The following is a 17,798-nucleotide window of genomic DNA, read 5'->3' as shown; positions in this document are numbered from 1 at the left end:
CTGGTTTCAGCCTACTATGCAGGCGTCTGTTCACCTCTAATTTCTATGCTATTTCAATTATGATTACTTTCTCTGATATTCAATTGCTACGCGGCGGTAAGCCACTCCTCGACCAAGCGTCTGCCACTTTTCAGCCTGGCGACAAGATCGGTTTGGTTGGCAAAAATGGCTGTGGTAAATCTACGCTGTTCGCCCTAATTAAGGACGAGCTGTCTATTGATGCGGGCTCATTCAGTAAACCAGCCCATTGGGAAATGGCTTGGGTTGCTCAAGAAACACCAGCATTAGAAAGAACAGCCATTGAATACGTAATTGATGGCGACCGCGAATACCGTGGCCTTGAAGATCAACTAGAGAAAGCTGAACAAGCCGACAACGGTACATTGGTAGCAGAGATCCACGGCAAGATTGAAACCATTGGTGGTTACAGCATCAAAGCACGTGCCGCCGAGTTATTGGATGGCCTAGGATTTCGCCAAGAACAAATGACATGGAACCTAACCCAGTTCTCGGGTGGTTGGCGTATGCGTTTGAACCTAGCGCAAGCCCTACTGTGTCGCAGTGATCTACTGCTACTCGATGAACCTACCAACCACTTGGATTTAGACGCAGTAATGTGGCTAGAACGTTGGTTACAAAACTACCCAGGAACGCTAGTGCTTATCTCGCACGATAGGGACTTCTTAGATCCTATCGTCAACCGCATCGTGCACGTTGAAAATCAACAGCTCAATGAGTATACGGGTAACTACTCATCGTTCGAAACCCAACGAGCGCAAAAGCTAATTCTGCAACAAGCGATGTACCAAAAGCAGCAGAAACAGATGTCTCACATGCAGAGCTACATTGACCGTTTCCGTTATAAAGCCTCAAAGGCTCGCCAAGCGCAAAGCCGTATTAAAGCGCTGGAGAAAATGGAACAAGTGCTGCCCGCTCAGTTTGATAACCCATTCAGCTTTGAGTTTAGAGAACCAGACGCGCTGCCGAACCCAATCATGATGATGGATGAAGTATCAGCGGGCTACGATGACAACCTGATTCTAGAAAAGATTCGCTTGAATCTAGTACCGGGCAGTCGTATCGGCCTACTGGGTCGAAACGGTGCAGGTAAATCAACGCTGATTAAACTGCTTTCAGGCGAACTGAAACAGCAAGGTGGAGAGCTGAGCTATTCGCAAGGCGTTAAGATGGGTTACTTCGCTCAGCACCAATTAGAGACGCTGCACCCAGAAGAAACACCGCTGCAACACATGATGCAGATTGCCCCTAAACACACAGAGCAACAACTGCGTGACTACTTAGGTAGCTTTGGCTTCCAAGGTGAAAAAGCCCTCGACAAGGTTGCACCATTCTCTGGTGGTGAAAAAGCACGTTTGGTATTAGCGCTACTGGTATGGCAAAAACCAAACCTGTTGCTACTCGATGAACCAACTAACCACTTGGATCTCGACATGCGTCAGGCGCTGACGTTTGCGTTGCAGACGTTTGAAGGAGCGATGGTTATCGTATCGCACGACCGTTACCTACTTCGTGCCACTACTGATGATTTATACCTTGTACACGACCGTCAAGTTGCACCGTTTGATGGTGATCTAAGCGATTACTACAAGTGGCTAACCGAACAACAGAAAGTTGAGCGCAAAGAAGCACAAGCATTGGCACCAGCAAAAGACGGCGCCAACAGTGCAGCAGCGAAAAAAGAGCAAAAACGTAAAGAAGCCGAGTTCCGTAAACTGACGGCACCACTGCGTAAAAAGCTAACTCAATTTGAAAAGCAAATGGATAAGCTGACGCTATCTCTCGAAGAAGCTGAGCAAGAATTATCCGACACTTCACTGTATGAAGCTGAAAATAAGGCTAAACTGAATAAAGTACTCGCTCTACAAGCGAGCAGTAAGTCACAGCTAGAAGAAGTTGAAATGGATTGGATGTCCACTCAAGAAGAGCTTGAGCAGATGGAACTGGATATGGATAGCTTATGAGCCCAGAGCACGCCCCAATATCACTAACACTGGAACGACTATGGCAATTTAGCCTTCAGTATTACAGTGTGCGCGGTGTTAAGGATGCGTGCTTAGCTTTGCAAAACCAATTCCATGGCAACGTCAATCTACTGCTGCTTCTCAAATGGCTTGATGAGCAGCAACTCTCTTTTGCTGAGGAAGAGTGGCACAAGGTTCAACAATGCTTAAGTCGCTCTGAAACCTTGCTCCATAGTTATCGGGAGCTGCGCAAACACCTCAAAGCACACGTTGTCGATTCTCTCTACCGTGAAGCACTCCAATTTGAGCTGCAGCTTGAAAAGCAACAACAGTCCGACCTCGTCGATTGCATTAAGTCTCTTCAACTTACTGCGAACCAACAATCACCGCTCGCTTTACAGTACTGTCGTTTATTAGGGGCGGAAAATCTCTACGCCGCTTTTTCTGAACCAGCACCACAGCCCTAACGCATTCCCTTTTCCTTTTATTCAATCAAGCTCCAAGCTTACTTGGGACTATCGCTCTTCGTGCTCACGCGATGGTGACTCGGATTATTAGCAAGATATAGAGCTTAACCTCTATAATATTCAACCAGTTACCCATAACCTGTTTTGTAACCCATATAAGTGAAACTCTTGCGCTTATGACGAGAATCAACCAAGCTCAAATAAAAACGTGGGCCTTTCACTACAAGCTCAACACTTTATCAAAGCCCATAAAAGAAGCATGGACTGTTTTATGACAATATTTACCGCAGCGGCCGGTCTCTCTAATCCGCACTTACAAACCTTAGTGCCACGGTTTATTAGAAAGCAGGCGCTGTTTGCCCCTCACTGGCAAACCTTAGAAACTCCCGACGGCGATTTCCTAGACCTTGCATGGAGTGAATCGCCTGATGGTGACAACTCGACTAATGACAATCCAAGCTCTGACAAACTAAGTAACAAGCCGATATTCGTTCTATTCCACGGATTAGAAGGGAGCTTTGAGAGCCCTTACGCCAACGGGCTGATGAATGCCTTTGCTAAAGATGGTTGGCTATCAGTGATGATGCACTTTAGAGGTTGCAGCGGAAAACCAAATCGCTTGGCTCGTGCATACCATTCAGGTGAAGTCGAAGATGCGCGCTTTTTCCTAAGGCATCTGCACGCGCAGTTTCCCAACAATCCTAAGGTTGCGGTTGGCATATCTTTAGGTGGAAACATGCTGGCGAACTATTTGGCTGAGTACGCGGACGATCCTCTACTTTCGGCGGCAACGATAGTTTCTGCACCTTTTGACTTAGCGTGTTGTTCTAGTCGCATTGAGCAGGGCTTTTCCAAGCTCTATAAAAAGTACCTGCTCAATTCTTTGAAATCGAATGCGTTGAAGAAACATAAGCTACTGCAAGAGAAGATTGGCATCTCTGCGGAAAGCATCAGGAAGATCGACAAGCTGTACGAGTTTGATGAACGAATCACTGCGCCTCTGCACGGGTTCAAGAATGCACAAGACTATTACGCGCAATGCTCAGCATTGCCTAAATTGAATCGGATTAAGCTTCCCACACAAATCATTCATGCCAAGGACGATCCTTTCATGACTGATGATGTGATTCCAAAGTTCGTTCTGCCCGATAATATCGATTATCGACTGTTCCAGAAAGGCGGCCATGTCGGGTTCATTACGGGTAGCACACTCAAGCCTAGATTTTGGTTAGAAGAAGCATTACCCGCCTACTATGAAAGTATCCAAGATTCGGCATAATGACCGAGCCTTATTAAATAGAAGTGAAAATATTACTAAGCTCATTCATTTCTACATCAATAAACCTATCCATGAACATAAAAGAGAGAAGTATTTATGATCATCCCATGGCAAGACATTGCGCCAGAGACACTGGAAAACCTCATTAAAGAATTCGTGCTGCGTGAAGGTACAGACTACGGTGACATAGAAGTTTCACTGCAAAACAAAATTGACCAAGTGAAACATCAATTAGCCTCAGGAGAAGTGAGTATCGTGTTTTCTGAGCTGCATGAAACCGTTGATATTCAAGTCACAAAACGCTTCTAGGCTGCGCTCATAAAGGAGCCGTGTTATAGTGGTAAACGATTGCTAACAAGTAAGTTACTCAAAAGACAAGGGTTGTCATGTCCGCTAAACATCCAATTATTGCGGTGACGGGTTCATCTGGAGCCGGCACCACCACTACCTCAGAAGCCTTCCGAAAAATGTTCAATATGATGGACGTAAAGGCTGCTTGGGTTGAAGGAGACAGCTTCCATCGCTTCACTCGCCCAGAGATGGACGTCGAGATCCGTAAGGCGCGCGAGCAAGGTAAGCACATCAGCTACTTTGGCCCACAAGCTAACGATTTTGGTGCATTAGAAGAGTTCTTCCGTCAATACGGTAATGAAGGTACGGGCAAAGTCCGCAGCTACCTACACACCTTTGATGAAGCCGTGCCTTATAATCAAATGCCCGGCACCTTCACACCATGGCAAGAGATCCCTGAAAATTCCGATGTGATGTTTTACGAAGGCCTACACGGCGGTGTGGTAGATGGGGACATCAATGTTTCTCAACACGTCGATTTGCTTATCGGCATGGTGCCTATCGTAAACCTAGAATGGATCCAAAAATTCGTTCGTGACACACGCGATCGTGGTCATTCTCGCGAAGCAGTAATGGACTCAATTGTTCGCTCGATGGATGATTACCTTAACTACATTACTCCTCAGTTTTCGCGTACTCACATCAACTTTCAGCGTGTTCCAACGGTAGACACATCAAACCCTCTCAATGCTAAAGGGATCCCAAGTTTAGATGAAAGCTTCGTTGTTATACGCTTACGCGGCATCAAAAACGTCGATTTCCCTTATCTTCTGGCTATGATTGATGGCTCATTTATGTCGCGCCACAACACGCTTGTAGTACCTGGCGGCAAGATGAGTTTTGCTATGGAGCTCATTGTAAGGCCTATCCTGCAACAACTTATAGAAACCGGGAAAATAGGCTAACAAAACAACATTCTGGTTGATTACTTTTCATACCGTGATCATGTGCACAATTTTGCGTAAAAAATCGTAGCTTGGTCACGATTAAAATCAAGAAATAGTACCTGAAAAAGGATACTATTCTTAAACGAAACACAAGATAGCTTGCAGCACTCAACGAGTGCTCTTATCCTAGCTAGGTCAATTCAGGCTTAGCTAAAATATGGAAAGCGGCAAGCATACCCTGCAGAGGAAGTAAGATATTATGGTTCTAGGTAAACCCCAAACCGATCCAACATTAGAGTGGTTCCTTTCACACTGTCATATTCATAAGTACCCTTCAAAAAGTACTTTGATTCATGCTGGTGAAAAGGCAGAAACCTTGTACTACATCGTTAAAGGTTCTGTGGCAGTTCTTATCAAAGACGAAGAAGGTAAGGAAATGATTCTTTCTTACCTAAACCAAGGCGACTTCATCGGTGAGCTTGGCTTGTTCGAAGAAGACCAAGAGCGTACTGCATGGGTTCGTGCAAAATCTCCTTGTGAAGTAGCTGAGATTTCTTTCAAGAAATTCCGTCAACTTATCCAAGTGAACCCAGATATCCTAATGCGCCTTTCAGCGCAAATGGCAAACCGTCTACAAGTAACTAGCCAAAAGGTTGGTGACTTAGCGTTCCTTGACGTAACAGGTCGTATCGCTCAAACGCTACTAAACCTAGCGAAACAGCCAGATGCAATGACTCACCCTGACGGCATGCAAATCAAGATCACTCGTCAAGAGATTGGCCAGATCGTTGGTTGTTCTCGTGAGACAGTTGGTCGTATCTTGAAGATGCTAGAAGAGCAGAACCTAATTTCTGCACACGGTAAGACTATCGTGGTATACGGCACTCGTTAATCTCGATTAACTGAGCCAAAAATTTGAAAGCCACCAAATGCGAATTTGGTGGCTTTTTTGTTTTCTAAAGATCTACAAAGAAAATACGAATGAAACACCTACAGCTTCCAAGCGAAAATACTCTCAAAGCGAAGCCTATCTGAATCTCTAGATCAAAGCCCGTACTCGTATCTTCCTTTAACCGTTAGTGCTTTCGAAGATCTTATCCGCCGATGCGGCCACAAAACCTGTATAAAGCTCACCGTTGGCCATCGCATAACGCTTAGCGAACTCATAGAAGCCTCCAGGAATCATCTCATTGCCTTCAACAAATGAAACTGGGACTTTGTCTGCCATTGTAGATGATTGCTCTAATAAGACCTCTGGAGAGCCTTTAACTTGACCACCAGATGCATTGATAGTGAAACCTGAATCTCTCAAATAGTCATTCACAGTCTGTACTTCATCGAACTCATTGAGCTGGTTCACACTCACCGTAAAGTGATTTGCACCGTAACCATGAGCCGCTAGCCAAGACGCGTATTCACTCTCTTTTGCTAGAACTTGGAAATCCGCAAAGCTCAGGTCCCAAAGGCGACCACCAAACAAGAACTCATGACCTTGAAGCTTGCTTGCGTCGACTTGCTCAACCAACTTAGCCACGATCTGTTGCAAGTCACTTGAACACTCTTCGACCTTCAACTCACTAATGAACACTTTCGGTTGGTTTGGGTCTGGGTGCTCGTAATGCTTAGCCACTAGCTTCTTGCTCTCAAATAAGTAATCGCCACACGCCTTGTAACCTAACTCAAGGAAAGGTTTAGCCAATGTTTCAATACCTAGCGGTGCAACATTGAAAGTACGCAGTGCAATGTGATCATTAATCAGAGCTTCGTCTTCTTTCAGCAAGTGATGCACTTTCTCAGCCGATGGGCAAAGCCTGTGAATGTAATCATCCCATAGTGATTTAAAGAGTAGATCGGGCGTCATGGTGACTCCTTGTCAGAGGTTCTAGCAAGCTAGTAATTTGGATTAGAGAGGGAGAGGCTGGACACAGAGTCAGCAGCCATCAGCCTGTGACATACTTTTTTATTATTTTCTTCCGCCCTATCTAGGTGTCGGACGTGATAGAAAAAGGAAGCGATAACACCACTTCCTTATTACACAATTAACCAATGAATCTGTTATTCATGAACCTAGAGCTCATAAGCTTGTGATTCATCAAGTTATAGCTTAAAAGCAAAAACTACAGCTCAATACCTGGGCTAAACGTAGCTGGCAGTTGAGTTTCACCACCTTCCATTGACGCCATTGGGTAAGCACAGTAGTCAGCCGCATAGTAAGCACTTGGGCGTAGGTTGCCTGAAGCACCCGGGCCACCGAATGGTGCATCACCACTTGCGCCTGTTAGTTGGCGGTTACGGTTAACAATGCCCGCACGGATATGGTCAACGAAGTATTCCCATTCAGAATCATCTGTTGAAACTAAGCCAGCAGACAAACCAAAACGAGTGTCGTTAGCTAACTCAACCGCTTGCTCTAGCGATTGGTAACGAATCACTTGTAGCAATGGACCGAAGTACTCTTCATCTGGCAGTTCAGCAATATTCGTTGCATCGATAATGCCCGGAGAAACAAACGCCGCTTCACCCGCTTTTGCTTCAACTAGGCTAACACCACCTAGCGATTGCAAATTAGCTTGCGCGTCCAGAATGAACTTAGCTGCCGCTTCAGAGATTTGTGGCCCCATGAAGGGTGCTGGTTCAGCGAAAGGCTGATCGACACGAATCTTTTGCGTAGCTGCGACCAGTTTATCTAGCAGCATATCGCCCTTTTCACCAACAGGCACATACAGGCGACGTGCACATGTACAACGTTGACCTGCACTGATGAACGCCGATTGGATAATGGTATAAACCGTCGCGTCAGCATCACCAAATTGATCACTGATCACCATAGGGTTGTTGCCACCCATCTCTAGCGCCAGCATCTTGCCCGGTTGACCTGCGAATTGACGGTGAAGGATATGACCAGTATTAGCACTACCCGTAAATAGCACGCCATCAAGACCTTTAGCATCGGCTAGTGCGATACCTGTCTCTTTGGCGCCTTGTACTAGGTTAATCACGCCAGCAGGAAGGCCTGCTTCTTGCCATAGTTTCATCGCAAATTCACCCGTCCAAGGCGTCTGCTCTGACGGCTTAAAGACCACGGTATTTCCCGATAGCAGTGCAGGAACAATATGACCGTTAGGTAGGTGACCTGGGAAGTTGTAAGGACCAAATACCGCCATTACGCCTAATGGACGATGACGCAGTACGATTTGGTTGCCTGCGGCTTCACGTGAAGCTTCACCCGTACGTTCGTGGTAAGCACGGATTGAGATAGCGATCTTACCCGCCATCGCACCCGCTTCAGTGCGAGTTTCCCAAATCGGTTTGCCCGTCTCTTTTGCAATAATCTGTGCAATTTCTTCGCTGTTCTCTTTTACCTTCTCAGCAAAATTCAACACGATCGCTTCACGCTCTGCAAAGCTCAGTTTTTTCCAAACTAAGAAGGCTTCACGAGCCGATGCCACTGCAGATTCAACCTGCGCGGGCGTTGCACTATCGCCTTGCCACACCACTTCATTGTTGTATGGGCTTACTGATGTCATGGCGTCGCCTTGACCTGCCACCCACTGTCCTGCTATCCACTGAGTCATACTTCTATCCTTAAAATCTTCGACAGATAATCGCCGCTCTTATTGAGCCAACATGCGAACGAATTCGCCTTCTTTTACTTCAAGAGCGCTTGCTACTTCAGATGATAAAATCACTGTGTCGCTTGCTTGGTCATACGCGCCTTTCGCGGCTACTGCGCGGAAGTTCTCAAACGAGGTATTACCAATTAGGAAGTCTTTAGAGCTTGAATGCTCTGCAATTGTCACTTGAGCTCGAATTGCATGACGCACTGATTCGATATTTCTTAGGTCACACTCAACCGTTGGGCCCCCATCAAAGATGTCGACATAACCACGATTGGTGAAACCTTCACGCTCCAGCAACTTAAGTGCAGGGCGCGTATTGTCATGAACCTCTCCAATTACTGCCTGAGCTTCTTTGCTCAGTAGGTTCACATAGATAGGTAGCTTCGGCATTAAGTCAGCAATGAAGCCTTTCTTACCAATACCCGTTAGGTAATCGGCGAGCGTAAAATCAATCGAGAAGAAATGATCTTGCAGCCATTGCCAGAAAGGAGAATTACCTTCTGCATCGGATACGCCACGCATCTCAGCAAAAATGGTTTTTGAGAAACGCTCTGGGTGCTCTGCCATGATCAAGAAGCGACACTTAGACATCAAACGACCATTCAATCCACCACGGAAAGCTGGACGCAAGAACAGTGTGCAGATCTCACTGCATCCGGTGTAGTTATTACCGAAAGTCAGCAGCTTAACGACGTTATTAACGCCAAGCTTTTGCGATGAGTGAACCACTTTGCTGATGTGGTAAGAGTAAAACGGAACATCCCAGCCAATTGAGGCTTCGATGCCCGTCGTGCCTGCGACTTCTCCCGTTTCAGTGTCGAAGCCAACCATTAGGTAGCCTTCATCACCAGGTTCACTCACATCTTGTTTAGCAAAGCTGTATTCAGAATGAGTAATACGGTTGGTTAACAGTTCTTCGTTAACCGGAAGAGATGTGAATCCGTGACCAGATTCAACCGCGCAGGTATGCAAAGCATCGTAATCAGATAATTTTATTGGGCGAACAACTAGCATCAATATTCCCTCCAGATGCAAAACAGGCCCAAAACGAGAATCTTGGGCCTTTAGCAGTACGTCATGGGATCGCTCTAATGGCGATCATTCCTATGACGCCGCTCAGGCTAAACTAGCGTAGCGATTGCTTTGTCTAGTTTTGATAAACCTTCTTCAATTTCTTGTGTAGTGATAACCAGTGATGGTGTGAAACGAACCACGTTTGCACCCGCAACCAGTACCATCAAGCCTTGTTCGCCTGCTGCTACTAATACATCACGAGCACGACCTTGCCATGCATCATTAAGCGCAGCGCCTAGCAATAGGCCTTTACCACGAACTTCACTGAATATTTGGTATTTGTCGTTAATCTTAGCTAAACCATCACGGAATAGTGCTTCGCGTTCTTTCACGCCAGCCAACGTTTCAGGTTGGCTTACTACGTCAACAACCGCTTCAGCAACGGCACACGCCAGTGGGTTACCACCGTAAGTAGAACCGTGCGTACCCACTTTTAGGTGTGTCGCAAGTTCAGACGTTGTTAGCATTGCGCCGATAGGGAAACCACCACCTAGAGATTTTGCTGTGCTCAAGATGTCTGGTGTTACGCCTAGACCTTGATAAGCATAGAAATTACCAGTACGGCCATTACCTGTTTGCACTTCATCGAAGATAAGCAGCGCATTGTGTTTGTCACACAGTTCACGAACCGTGTTCACGAACTCAGATGTTGGAGAGATGATACCGCCCTCGCCTTGCAGAGGTTCCATCATGATTGCACATGTGCGATCTGAGATGTGTGCTTCTAGCGCTGCAATATCGTTGTAAGGCAGGTGAGTAACATCGCCCGGTTTAGGACCGAAGCCATCAGAGTAAGCTTCTTGACCACCGACCGTTACGGTAAAGAAAGTACGACCGTGGAAACCTTGTTTGAATGCAATGATTTCAGATTTCTCAGGACCGTGAACATCTGCTGCCCAACGACGAGCTAGCTTCAATGCGGCTTCGTTCGCTTCAGCACCAGAGTTAGCAAAGAATACTTTCTCTGCAAAACATACGTCTGTTAGCTTCTTCGCTAGACGCAATGCAGGTTCATTGGTCATTACATTACTTAAATGCCAAATCTTGTTTGCTTGCTCAGTAACTGCGTTAACCATTGCTGGGTGACAGTGACCCAAACAGCTCACAGCGATACCACCAGCAAAGTCGATATACTCTCGGCCTTGTTGGTCCCAAACGCGTGCGCCTTCCCCTTTTACCGGGATCATTTCCATTGGGTTATAACAAGGCACCATCACCTCATTAAACAGACTACGTTCTACTTTTTTTTCCACTGTCATCGTACATTCCTTTTCGATACCGCAAGCTTCGCAAATAAGCGTACTGGTTCATAAGTGAGACAAAGATATTTTCTCTCGCCATAATCCCGCTGCAGCATTATATTTACATTTAATTAACGTTTTCAATAGTAGATTATTCTTTAGCCATCCCTAACAACCAGCTAAACGTCACTATCCATGACTATTTATGCATCAATTAATCTGTTTTATGAAGCTTTTTTTACCTAAACGCATCACAGGCAACAGCAAAGCCTTACTGGCATTGCGGTATATTGAGGTCGAGACGAAATAAGGCGAATAATTTTGCATAGGCTAAAAACTTAGCCTGAAGAGAGAGAAATGTTATAAAAAGTGATCAGCGTCAGAGGAGTATGAGACGCGGCGCGCCCGAATTTAAACGCTTAACGAATGGACTAACAGGTTTGACTGGCTTATTTAGATGGAGAAAGGGTCGAATTTAAACACTCAACGCGCTAAGAAGTTAGCGAGAAGCTGGTGTCCTTGCTCTGTTTTAATCGATTCAGGGTGAAATTGGACGGCATCAATCGGCAAGGTTTTGTGTTGATACCCCATAATCTCATCCATACTGCCATCTTCAAATTCCGTCCAAGACGTCAGTTCAAAGCAGTCAGGTAGCGTGCCATTTTTCACCACTAGGGAATGGTAACGTGTCACAGTTAGAGGGTTATTAAGCCCTTGAAAAACGCTCTTACCATTGTGGCGTATTGGAGAGGTTTTACCGTGCATCACTTGTCTGGCTCTCACCACTTCACCACCAAAGACTTGAGCAATGGCTTGATGACCAAGACACACACCTAAGATCGGCAGCTTACCTACGAAGTGTTCAATCACCTGTAGCGAAATGCCCGCATCATCGGGCGTACAAGGACCCGGCGAGATAACAAGATGGCTAGGATTTAGTGCTTCAATACCCGTAATATCAATCTCATCGTTGCGTACAACTTTTACAGTTACCCCTAACTCACAGAAATACTGATACAAGTTATAGGTAAAAGAGTCGTAGTTATCGATGATAAGTAACATGGGTCGAAATCGTTTGCTAAATACTAAATAATTGGAAGATATAGGGGCGGTATTGTGCAATATAAAGCAAGAAAGGCAAGTGAAAATGACAAAAAGAAAATCAGCTTTCGCTGCCCTGATGACTTTACACTACAAATACATAAACGTTACTGGCAATGAAGCCAGAGTTATTTACTTTGTCTTCTCAATACAACAGATGCCTCCCATCCACGTCAAAGCTCCCATCAAAACAAAAACCACACAAAGTTACATGTTATTTATGATACAGTTCTTTTTTTGTAACAAACAACAACTCAATAAATAATTGTTTGAGTTATCATTAGTGTGAATTTACTGACCTTTAATAGAAAAATGAAAGAGAACAAGCTCGTCTACCTAATTCGTTACATACCGACTATAACTGTGGTTCTATTTTCGATTATCGTCTTTTCGTTATCGGTCAATGATAGTTATCGACGAACCAATCAAGAAATCACTCACATAGAGTCTGATATTGTTGAAGAAAAAAAAGCCTATTTAAAATCTCAAGTCAACTATGTAAATAAGCAACTCAACTATTTAGAAGAAACAACAATAACTACGCTACGCGACAGTATAAAAACTCATACTCTCCGCATTCACTCCATACTAAATCAACTGTATACAGACAACCCGCAATTAAGTGAACAAGAGTTTACAACCTTGGTTCGATCGAGTTTGAAAAGCTACAGATTCAATGACGGTCGTGGTTACCCTTTTATTTATCACCATGATGGAACTGTTATTTTTCACCCTGTTTTTCCTAGCATGCAAGGAACCTCTAAATGGGAGTTTCAAGATGCTAAAGGACACTTTGTTGCTCAGGAATTAACGAAAAAAGCGATTAAAGAAAAAGAAGGCTTTCATAAATGGTGGTTTCTAAAACCGAATTCATTCGTAAAACAGTATGAAAAAATCGGCTATATCGTTAATTTCCCGCCATATAACTGGTACATAGGTACGAGTGACTTTACTACAGATGTCCAGGCAGACATTCAAAGTGACGTGCTCGAATGGTTAAGTCAGCTTCAAATTGGTCAACAGAGTAACTTCTACGTTATCGACACTAAAGGCGATGTGCTGGCTCATACCACCCCTAGCTTTATTGGCACTAATACCCATAACATTAAAAACATACAATTCCGCACTCAAGCCGTCGCGCTGTTAGAACAATCGGATGTCTATGTTAGACACTTAGCTGCCAACAATTATTCGCAAGAAAATCTTAGTTATGTCGTCAAAAATAGTACTTGGGGCTGGACGATAGGCGCGAGCTTTAGTGTCACTGCATTAGAAAGACTTGTTGCTAAAAAAAATGCCGAGTTGATTGAAAAAAGAAATGATGAGCTAAATCGCTTAGCACTCATGTATAGCATAGTCGTTCTATTAGTCGGACTACTCTCATATTATGTAAGCACTCTAGTTTCTCGTCGCTTTGAATCTTATCAAGCTGAAATTCAATCTGACTTTGAAAAGCTCAATACTGCCAACAGCACGCTAAATCACTTTGCTAATCATGACCAACTGACTGGGCTTTTTAATCGACACTTTTTTGAAATCTATATGGAGAAAGAGCTAGCCAAAACTCAATCAGATGACGATAAATTTCTTGTCTGTTTTATTGATGTAGATAACTTTAAAAACATCAACGACTACTACGGACACAGTGTTGGGGACGAACTCTTAATACAGATATCTCAAACGCTTAAAAAAGTATGCCCTAATTTTTCAGAAGTGTTCCGGTTCGGAGGTGATGAATTTATTGTTACTTTCCCTGCTCTAAACAGCCTAAAACAGGCAGAAAGCGTCATGAAACTATTTCATGATGAACTTGCGACCAAGTATCAATGTTTTGAGCATGAATTTGATATCAGTTTTAGCTTAGGTGCCGCCGTGTATCCCGATCACGGGCGCACTGTCGATGAGTTACTCGCAAGCTCTGATATTATGCTCCATTCTGTGAAATCAGAAGGCAAAGCAAACTGTGCTATTTTCTCATCAAAAACCTCTGCGAAAAATCAACGTAAGTTTCTGATTGAAGACAATTTACTGACCGCTATAGAAAGAAAAGAAATTTATTTAGATTATCAGCCTCAGTATTGCTTACAGTCTGGAAGGTTATGGGGAATAGAAGCGCTAGCTCGATGGAAAAGCCCAACATTGGGTAACGTTTACCCTGATGAATTTATCTCCGTAGCTGAAGTCAGTGGTCATATACGCGCATTAGGTTGGTATTTTATTGAATTAGCCTACCAACAGTATTCAGAACTCGACTTTCCAGACGATGCGCCTATATTACTGGCACTGAACTTATCACCAGTTCAAATTAGTGAAACAAACTTTGCTGAAAATATCATAAAAATAACAGAGCGCTACGGTATAAACCCATCCCATATATGCCTAGAAGCCACCGAAGGCATCATGCTAAAAAATCCGGAAGAGGTAGCAAAAGTTGCGTATCAACTTCGTAGTAAAGGGTATCACTTGGCCTTAGATGATTTTGGTACTGGGTACTCTTCGTTGAAGTATTTGTCATTACTTCCTATTCATGAAATTAAAATAGATCGTAGCTTTATTTGGCAACTTTCAGAATCGAATACCGCTCATGAACTATTAAAAAGCATTGTCGCAATTGGGCGGTCTACAGGAACAAGAACCGTCGCTGAAGGTGTCGAAACCATTGAACAACTAGAATATGTTAAACAATATGGATGTGACATTGTTCAAGGGTACTTGTTTTCAAAACCAGTCCCACTGGAAAAAGCGGTACAAATTCGCCAATACGACCTTGAAAAAATGGAATCCATAAGTAACTAAAATATAAACCGCTACCTATAGGTAGCGGTTTATTATGACTCGAAAAGCCTTATTACTTACGACGACGCCACATCGCTAAACCAAACAGTGACATCAGCGCACCGAAACCAAACGAACCACCGACTTTAAGCTCAAGAACCGCCGGATCGTGATCCGATGAACGGAAGTGGTCCTGGTACTTAGGTAGGTCACCTTTGAACTCTTCGTTGTAGTCAAGCAGCTTAGACTCGCCACCATTGATATGCCAGTCAGTTGCATCCACCACCATGTCTTTTAGGCTGTCGCTGATCAACAGATGATCCAGTGCGCCCACTTCGTCATTGTATGAGTAGCTCCAGCTGTCTGGATGCTTTTGAGCCACAGCATTGATGTAACCGTAGTTCTTCGTAATCACCGCACCGCTATCACCAAACTGTTCAGCACCATCAATGTAAGTATTACGCGCCGCTTTGATTTGCTTACCGTATTTCTCTTCCGAGTAATCGGTTAGCACCAGCATTGGGTCTTCCATGCCGTACGAGTTCATATCCCCCAGAATCACTTTATGGCCTTTAATGCCGTCTAGTGCTTCACCCAGTGCAACTGCTGCAGCCACACGGAAGTTCTCACATGAACCTTGCTTGTCAGCATCAACACCACCTTGGCCGCCCTGTTCAACAGGCGCTGCATCTTCCCAACACTTAGAACCTTTCGATTTAAAGTGGTTAATCGCAACGGTGATTTTCTCTTTGGTGCCTTTAACTTTAAAGGTTGGCGCCAATGAGTTGCGTTGGTAGTTTTTACCGTCTTCAATCACCTTACCAGCATCGTCTAACACTTCTGGCGCCTGTTGGCTTGGCATCGCGATAACACGACTGTCTTTAAGCTTAACCACTTTCTTACGGTAGATAACACCCGTTGTGATTACGTCAGTACCAATCGAGTCCATCTCGTCGGTTACGCCATCTTCGTTCGAATCGACAGCGACAAACGTATAACGATCTTTCTTACGCTCAATGCGGTCATTCAACTGATTCACAAGCTGCTGAATGGCAGAACCTTCACCAAAGCCGTTGTTCTCAATTTCCATCAAACCAATGATGTCAGCGTCTAGACGAAGAATCGCGTTCACAATCTTCTCTTGCTGCATTTCAAACTCAGTGATGGTGTTTGCGCCACGGTTGTTGCCGTGCTGATTCGCATCACCGCCAAATGGAGAGTTGAAGTAATTCAGTACATTGAAAGTCGCGATACGTAGATCACCTTCATCCATGTCTGGTTTGTCGGTACGCGGATCGTTACGAACGAAGTTTTCAGCCGAGATCTGGTTAGTCGCAATTAAACGGTACTCACCGTAGCTGTAGGTCAGTACGCCTTCTAGACCAACAATGGTGTCATCGATACGGATGTAGTCTTCTGTTGAACCATCTTGATCAATATCGGTACGGCCAAAATCCGGATAGAAAGGAACCTGTCCGTCAGCGGCTTTTTGATCGGTTTCAACGAAAAGACGACGGTCTGCGTTGCTTGCCGTTTGTTGTTTCGCATCTTCAGAACCTGCTGCGAAAAGCTGGTTCGGCTGCATGTTAATGCGCTCATGTGCCAGTACCATGTTGTTACGACGACCTGCGTAATCATAACCAAAGGTACGAGTCACACGCATATCAAGCGCTTCGGTTGTTTTCACCAACATGCCTTCATGGCGTTCAAGTGTTGCAGCGAAGCTCTCGTCACTGCCTAAGGCTTCAATCGCCGTCGCTTCAGGTGCTTGTTGTTCGCCCTGTTTTAGCCATTGGTTGTTTTCAACTTTAAGCTGAGTATGGCTGTAGTATTCTTGAACCTTACCTTTCACACACACTACGTCTCCCGCAGCCAGTTCTGAGCTCGATTGGTTGGTGTGAATAAATAGGCCTTCAGAAGTGCTTGAATTGAAGTCATCATCAAGTGCTTGCAGGTAGAAACCTTTGGTTATGCCTGTAGTCACCGCACTCACAACACCTTTGACGAAATACTCATTGTCAGTGATGTATGGGTAGCCATCAATGAACGGCGATGTTGCGCCCTCACCTTGGATCTCTTGAATAGTCGTGAATACAGGAGCAGAGCCATCTTGTGTACAAGCAAACGCGTCAGGTAACTCAACATTGTCTAGTGAACCTAATCCTTCAATGTTGTCCTTTGGTAGCGATACCCAATGTGAAGCATCAAACGTCGCAGAAGGTGTTTGTTTAGCACGAACCAAAGTAACATCTTTACCCCAGTCCACATCGCCCATCAAACCGACAACATCGTGCACCGAACCATCTGAATTCAAGATAGCCAGCGGATCGTCACCATTGTGATTAGCAATCGACGCGTTAAGAATATCAGCTGCCGCTTTAATTTCGTCACTTGCGCTGGTGTGCGCAACCACAAGTACTTCACCGGGCGCTAAAACGTGGCCATCCAAAGGTAAAGTGGCACCCCATGATCCGTTGCCGTTCGCTGACTTAGCCAGTGAATAACCATCTAAATTCATGCTGCTATCGCCGTTATTGGCAATCTCAACCGCTTTGTTGTAGCTGCCGCCTTCCACATATTGTGAAATAAACAAATCAGCGTGTGCGCTTGTGGTTAACAAGCTACCAATTGCCACTGCTAGCAATGAAGGTTTATGTAAAAGAGTCATCCGTTTCACCTAAGTTCATCGATTTATAGTCACTGCCATCTATGGGCAGTCATGTATTTTGTGGTAACTATCAGGTTTATTTATGAAAGGAATAAGTCAGTTGGCAAGAAAATGAGGAACTTATCACTTTGGAATCATCAATTGTTTGGCACGTTTTATATTTCCAACATATATAGAAATGAGAGTGACTTTATAAAACTTGGGGATGCCAAATAAGATCACCTGCACAGCATTAGTATGATGAATATGTTAGCTAGATAATGCTTAAATTATCAATTCAAACAAGAGATTTACTGGGAAGGTAAATGGAGCTGGCAATAAAAAGCCCAAAGTAAACAGAGTCTACTTTGGGC

General features: G+C 44.5%; 13 protein-coding genes. 7 read left to right on the top strand and 6 right to left on the bottom strand.

The window, feature by feature from the left end; genetic code table 11:
- Window positions 1–59 precede the first annotated feature (59 nt).
- The 6 genes from OCV44_RS01385 (at window position 60) to crp (ending at window position 5,858) form a co-directional block, all read left to right on the top strand.
- On the top strand, window positions 60–1,982 hold the full coding sequence (locus tag OCV44_RS01385) for an ABC transporter ATP-binding protein (RefSeq protein WP_139685171.1): 1,923 nt from the start codon (window positions 60–62) through the stop codon (window positions 1,980–1,982).
- On the top strand, window positions 1,979–2,449 hold the full coding sequence (locus tag OCV44_RS01380; protein WP_086048633.1) for a TIGR02444 family protein: 471 nt from the start codon (window positions 1,979–1,981) through the stop codon (window positions 2,447–2,449). The genes OCV44_RS01385 and OCV44_RS01380 overlap by 4 nt, the downstream gene beginning before the upstream one ends.
- Before the next feature lie 271 nt (window positions 2,450–2,720).
- Window positions 2,721–3,728: a hydrolase gene (locus OCV44_RS01375; RefSeq protein ID WP_139685170.1), complete on the top strand. Its 1,008-nt coding sequence runs from the start codon at window positions 2,721–2,723 to the stop codon at window positions 3,726–3,728.
- Window positions 3,729–3,824: 96 nt separating this feature from the next.
- Window positions 3,825–4,037 carry a YheU family protein gene (locus tag OCV44_RS01370; RefSeq protein WP_086048631.1) on the top strand — a complete coding sequence of 71 codons (213 nt, stop codon included), beginning with the start codon at window positions 3,825–3,827 and terminating at the stop codon, window positions 4,035–4,037.
- 77 nt (window positions 4,038–4,114) lie between these two features.
- Complete coding sequence (locus OCV44_RS01365; RefSeq protein WP_004729650.1) at window positions 4,115–4,984, top strand: phosphoribulokinase; 870 nt, start codon at window positions 4,115–4,117, stop codon at window positions 4,982–4,984.
- A gap of 241 nt (window positions 4,985–5,225) precedes the next feature.
- Complete coding sequence (gene crp / locus OCV44_RS01360) at window positions 5,226–5,858, top strand: cAMP-activated global transcriptional regulator CRP (RefSeq protein WP_004729651.1); 633 nt, start codon at window positions 5,226–5,228, stop codon at window positions 5,856–5,858.
- Window positions 5,859–6,035: 177 nt separating this feature from the next.
- On the opposite strand, the gene OCV44_RS01355 is transcribed toward crp, so the two are convergent.
- From OCV44_RS01355 to OCV44_RS01335, 5 genes are all read right to left on the bottom strand, one after another.
- On the bottom strand, window positions 6,036–6,827 hold the full coding sequence (locus tag OCV44_RS01355; RefSeq protein WP_139685169.1) for a DUF1338 domain-containing protein: 792 nt from the start codon (window positions 6,825–6,827) through the stop codon (window positions 6,036–6,038).
- A 256-nt stretch (window positions 6,828–7,083) separates the two neighbouring features.
- Window positions 7,084–8,541 (bottom strand): succinylglutamate-semialdehyde dehydrogenase, encoded by a 1,458-nt coding sequence (gene astD, locus OCV44_RS01350; RefSeq protein WP_139685168.1) that lies wholly within the window; start codon window positions 8,539–8,541, stop codon window positions 7,084–7,086.
- A 39-nt stretch (window positions 8,542–8,580) separates the two neighbouring features.
- Window positions 8,581–9,600, bottom strand: a complete 1,020-nt coding sequence (gene astA, locus OCV44_RS01345; protein WP_139685167.1) for an arginine N-succinyltransferase — start codon at window positions 9,598–9,600, stop codon at window positions 8,581–8,583.
- A gap of 107 nt (window positions 9,601–9,707) precedes the next feature.
- On the bottom strand, window positions 9,708–10,919 hold the full coding sequence (locus OCV44_RS01340) for an aspartate aminotransferase family protein (protein ID WP_139685166.1): 1,212 nt from the start codon (window positions 10,917–10,919) through the stop codon (window positions 9,708–9,710).
- A gap of 465 nt (window positions 10,920–11,384) precedes the next feature.
- Window positions 11,385–11,963, bottom strand: coding sequence for an aminodeoxychorismate/anthranilate synthase component II (locus tag OCV44_RS01335; RefSeq protein WP_139685165.1), 579 nt, complete (start codon window positions 11,961–11,963; stop codon window positions 11,385–11,387).
- 351 nt (window positions 11,964–12,314) lie between these two features.
- On the opposite strand from OCV44_RS01335, the gene OCV44_RS01330 reads away from it, so the two are divergent.
- The gene (locus OCV44_RS01330) at window positions 12,315–14,798 is read left to right on the top strand and encodes a bifunctional diguanylate cyclase/phosphodiesterase (RefSeq protein ID WP_139685164.1); all 2,484 of its coding nucleotides are present in this window, start codon (window positions 12,315–12,317) and stop codon (window positions 14,796–14,798) included.
- A gap of 52 nt (window positions 14,799–14,850) precedes the next feature.
- Here the strand turns inward: OCV44_RS01330 and OCV44_RS01325 are convergent, their stop codons facing one another.
- On the bottom strand, window positions 14,851–17,445 hold the full coding sequence (locus OCV44_RS01325; protein WP_139685163.1) for an ExeM/NucH family extracellular endonuclease: 2,595 nt from the start codon (window positions 17,443–17,445) through the stop codon (window positions 14,851–14,853).
- Window positions 17,446–17,798 lie beyond the last annotated feature (353 nt).

This window comes from Vibrio tasmaniensis (assembly GCF_024347635.1).
Classification (GTDB): domain Bacteria; phylum Pseudomonadota; class Gammaproteobacteria; order Enterobacterales; family Vibrionaceae; genus Vibrio; species Vibrio tasmaniensis.
This window is presented reverse-complemented; position numbering and strand designations above follow the sequence as displayed.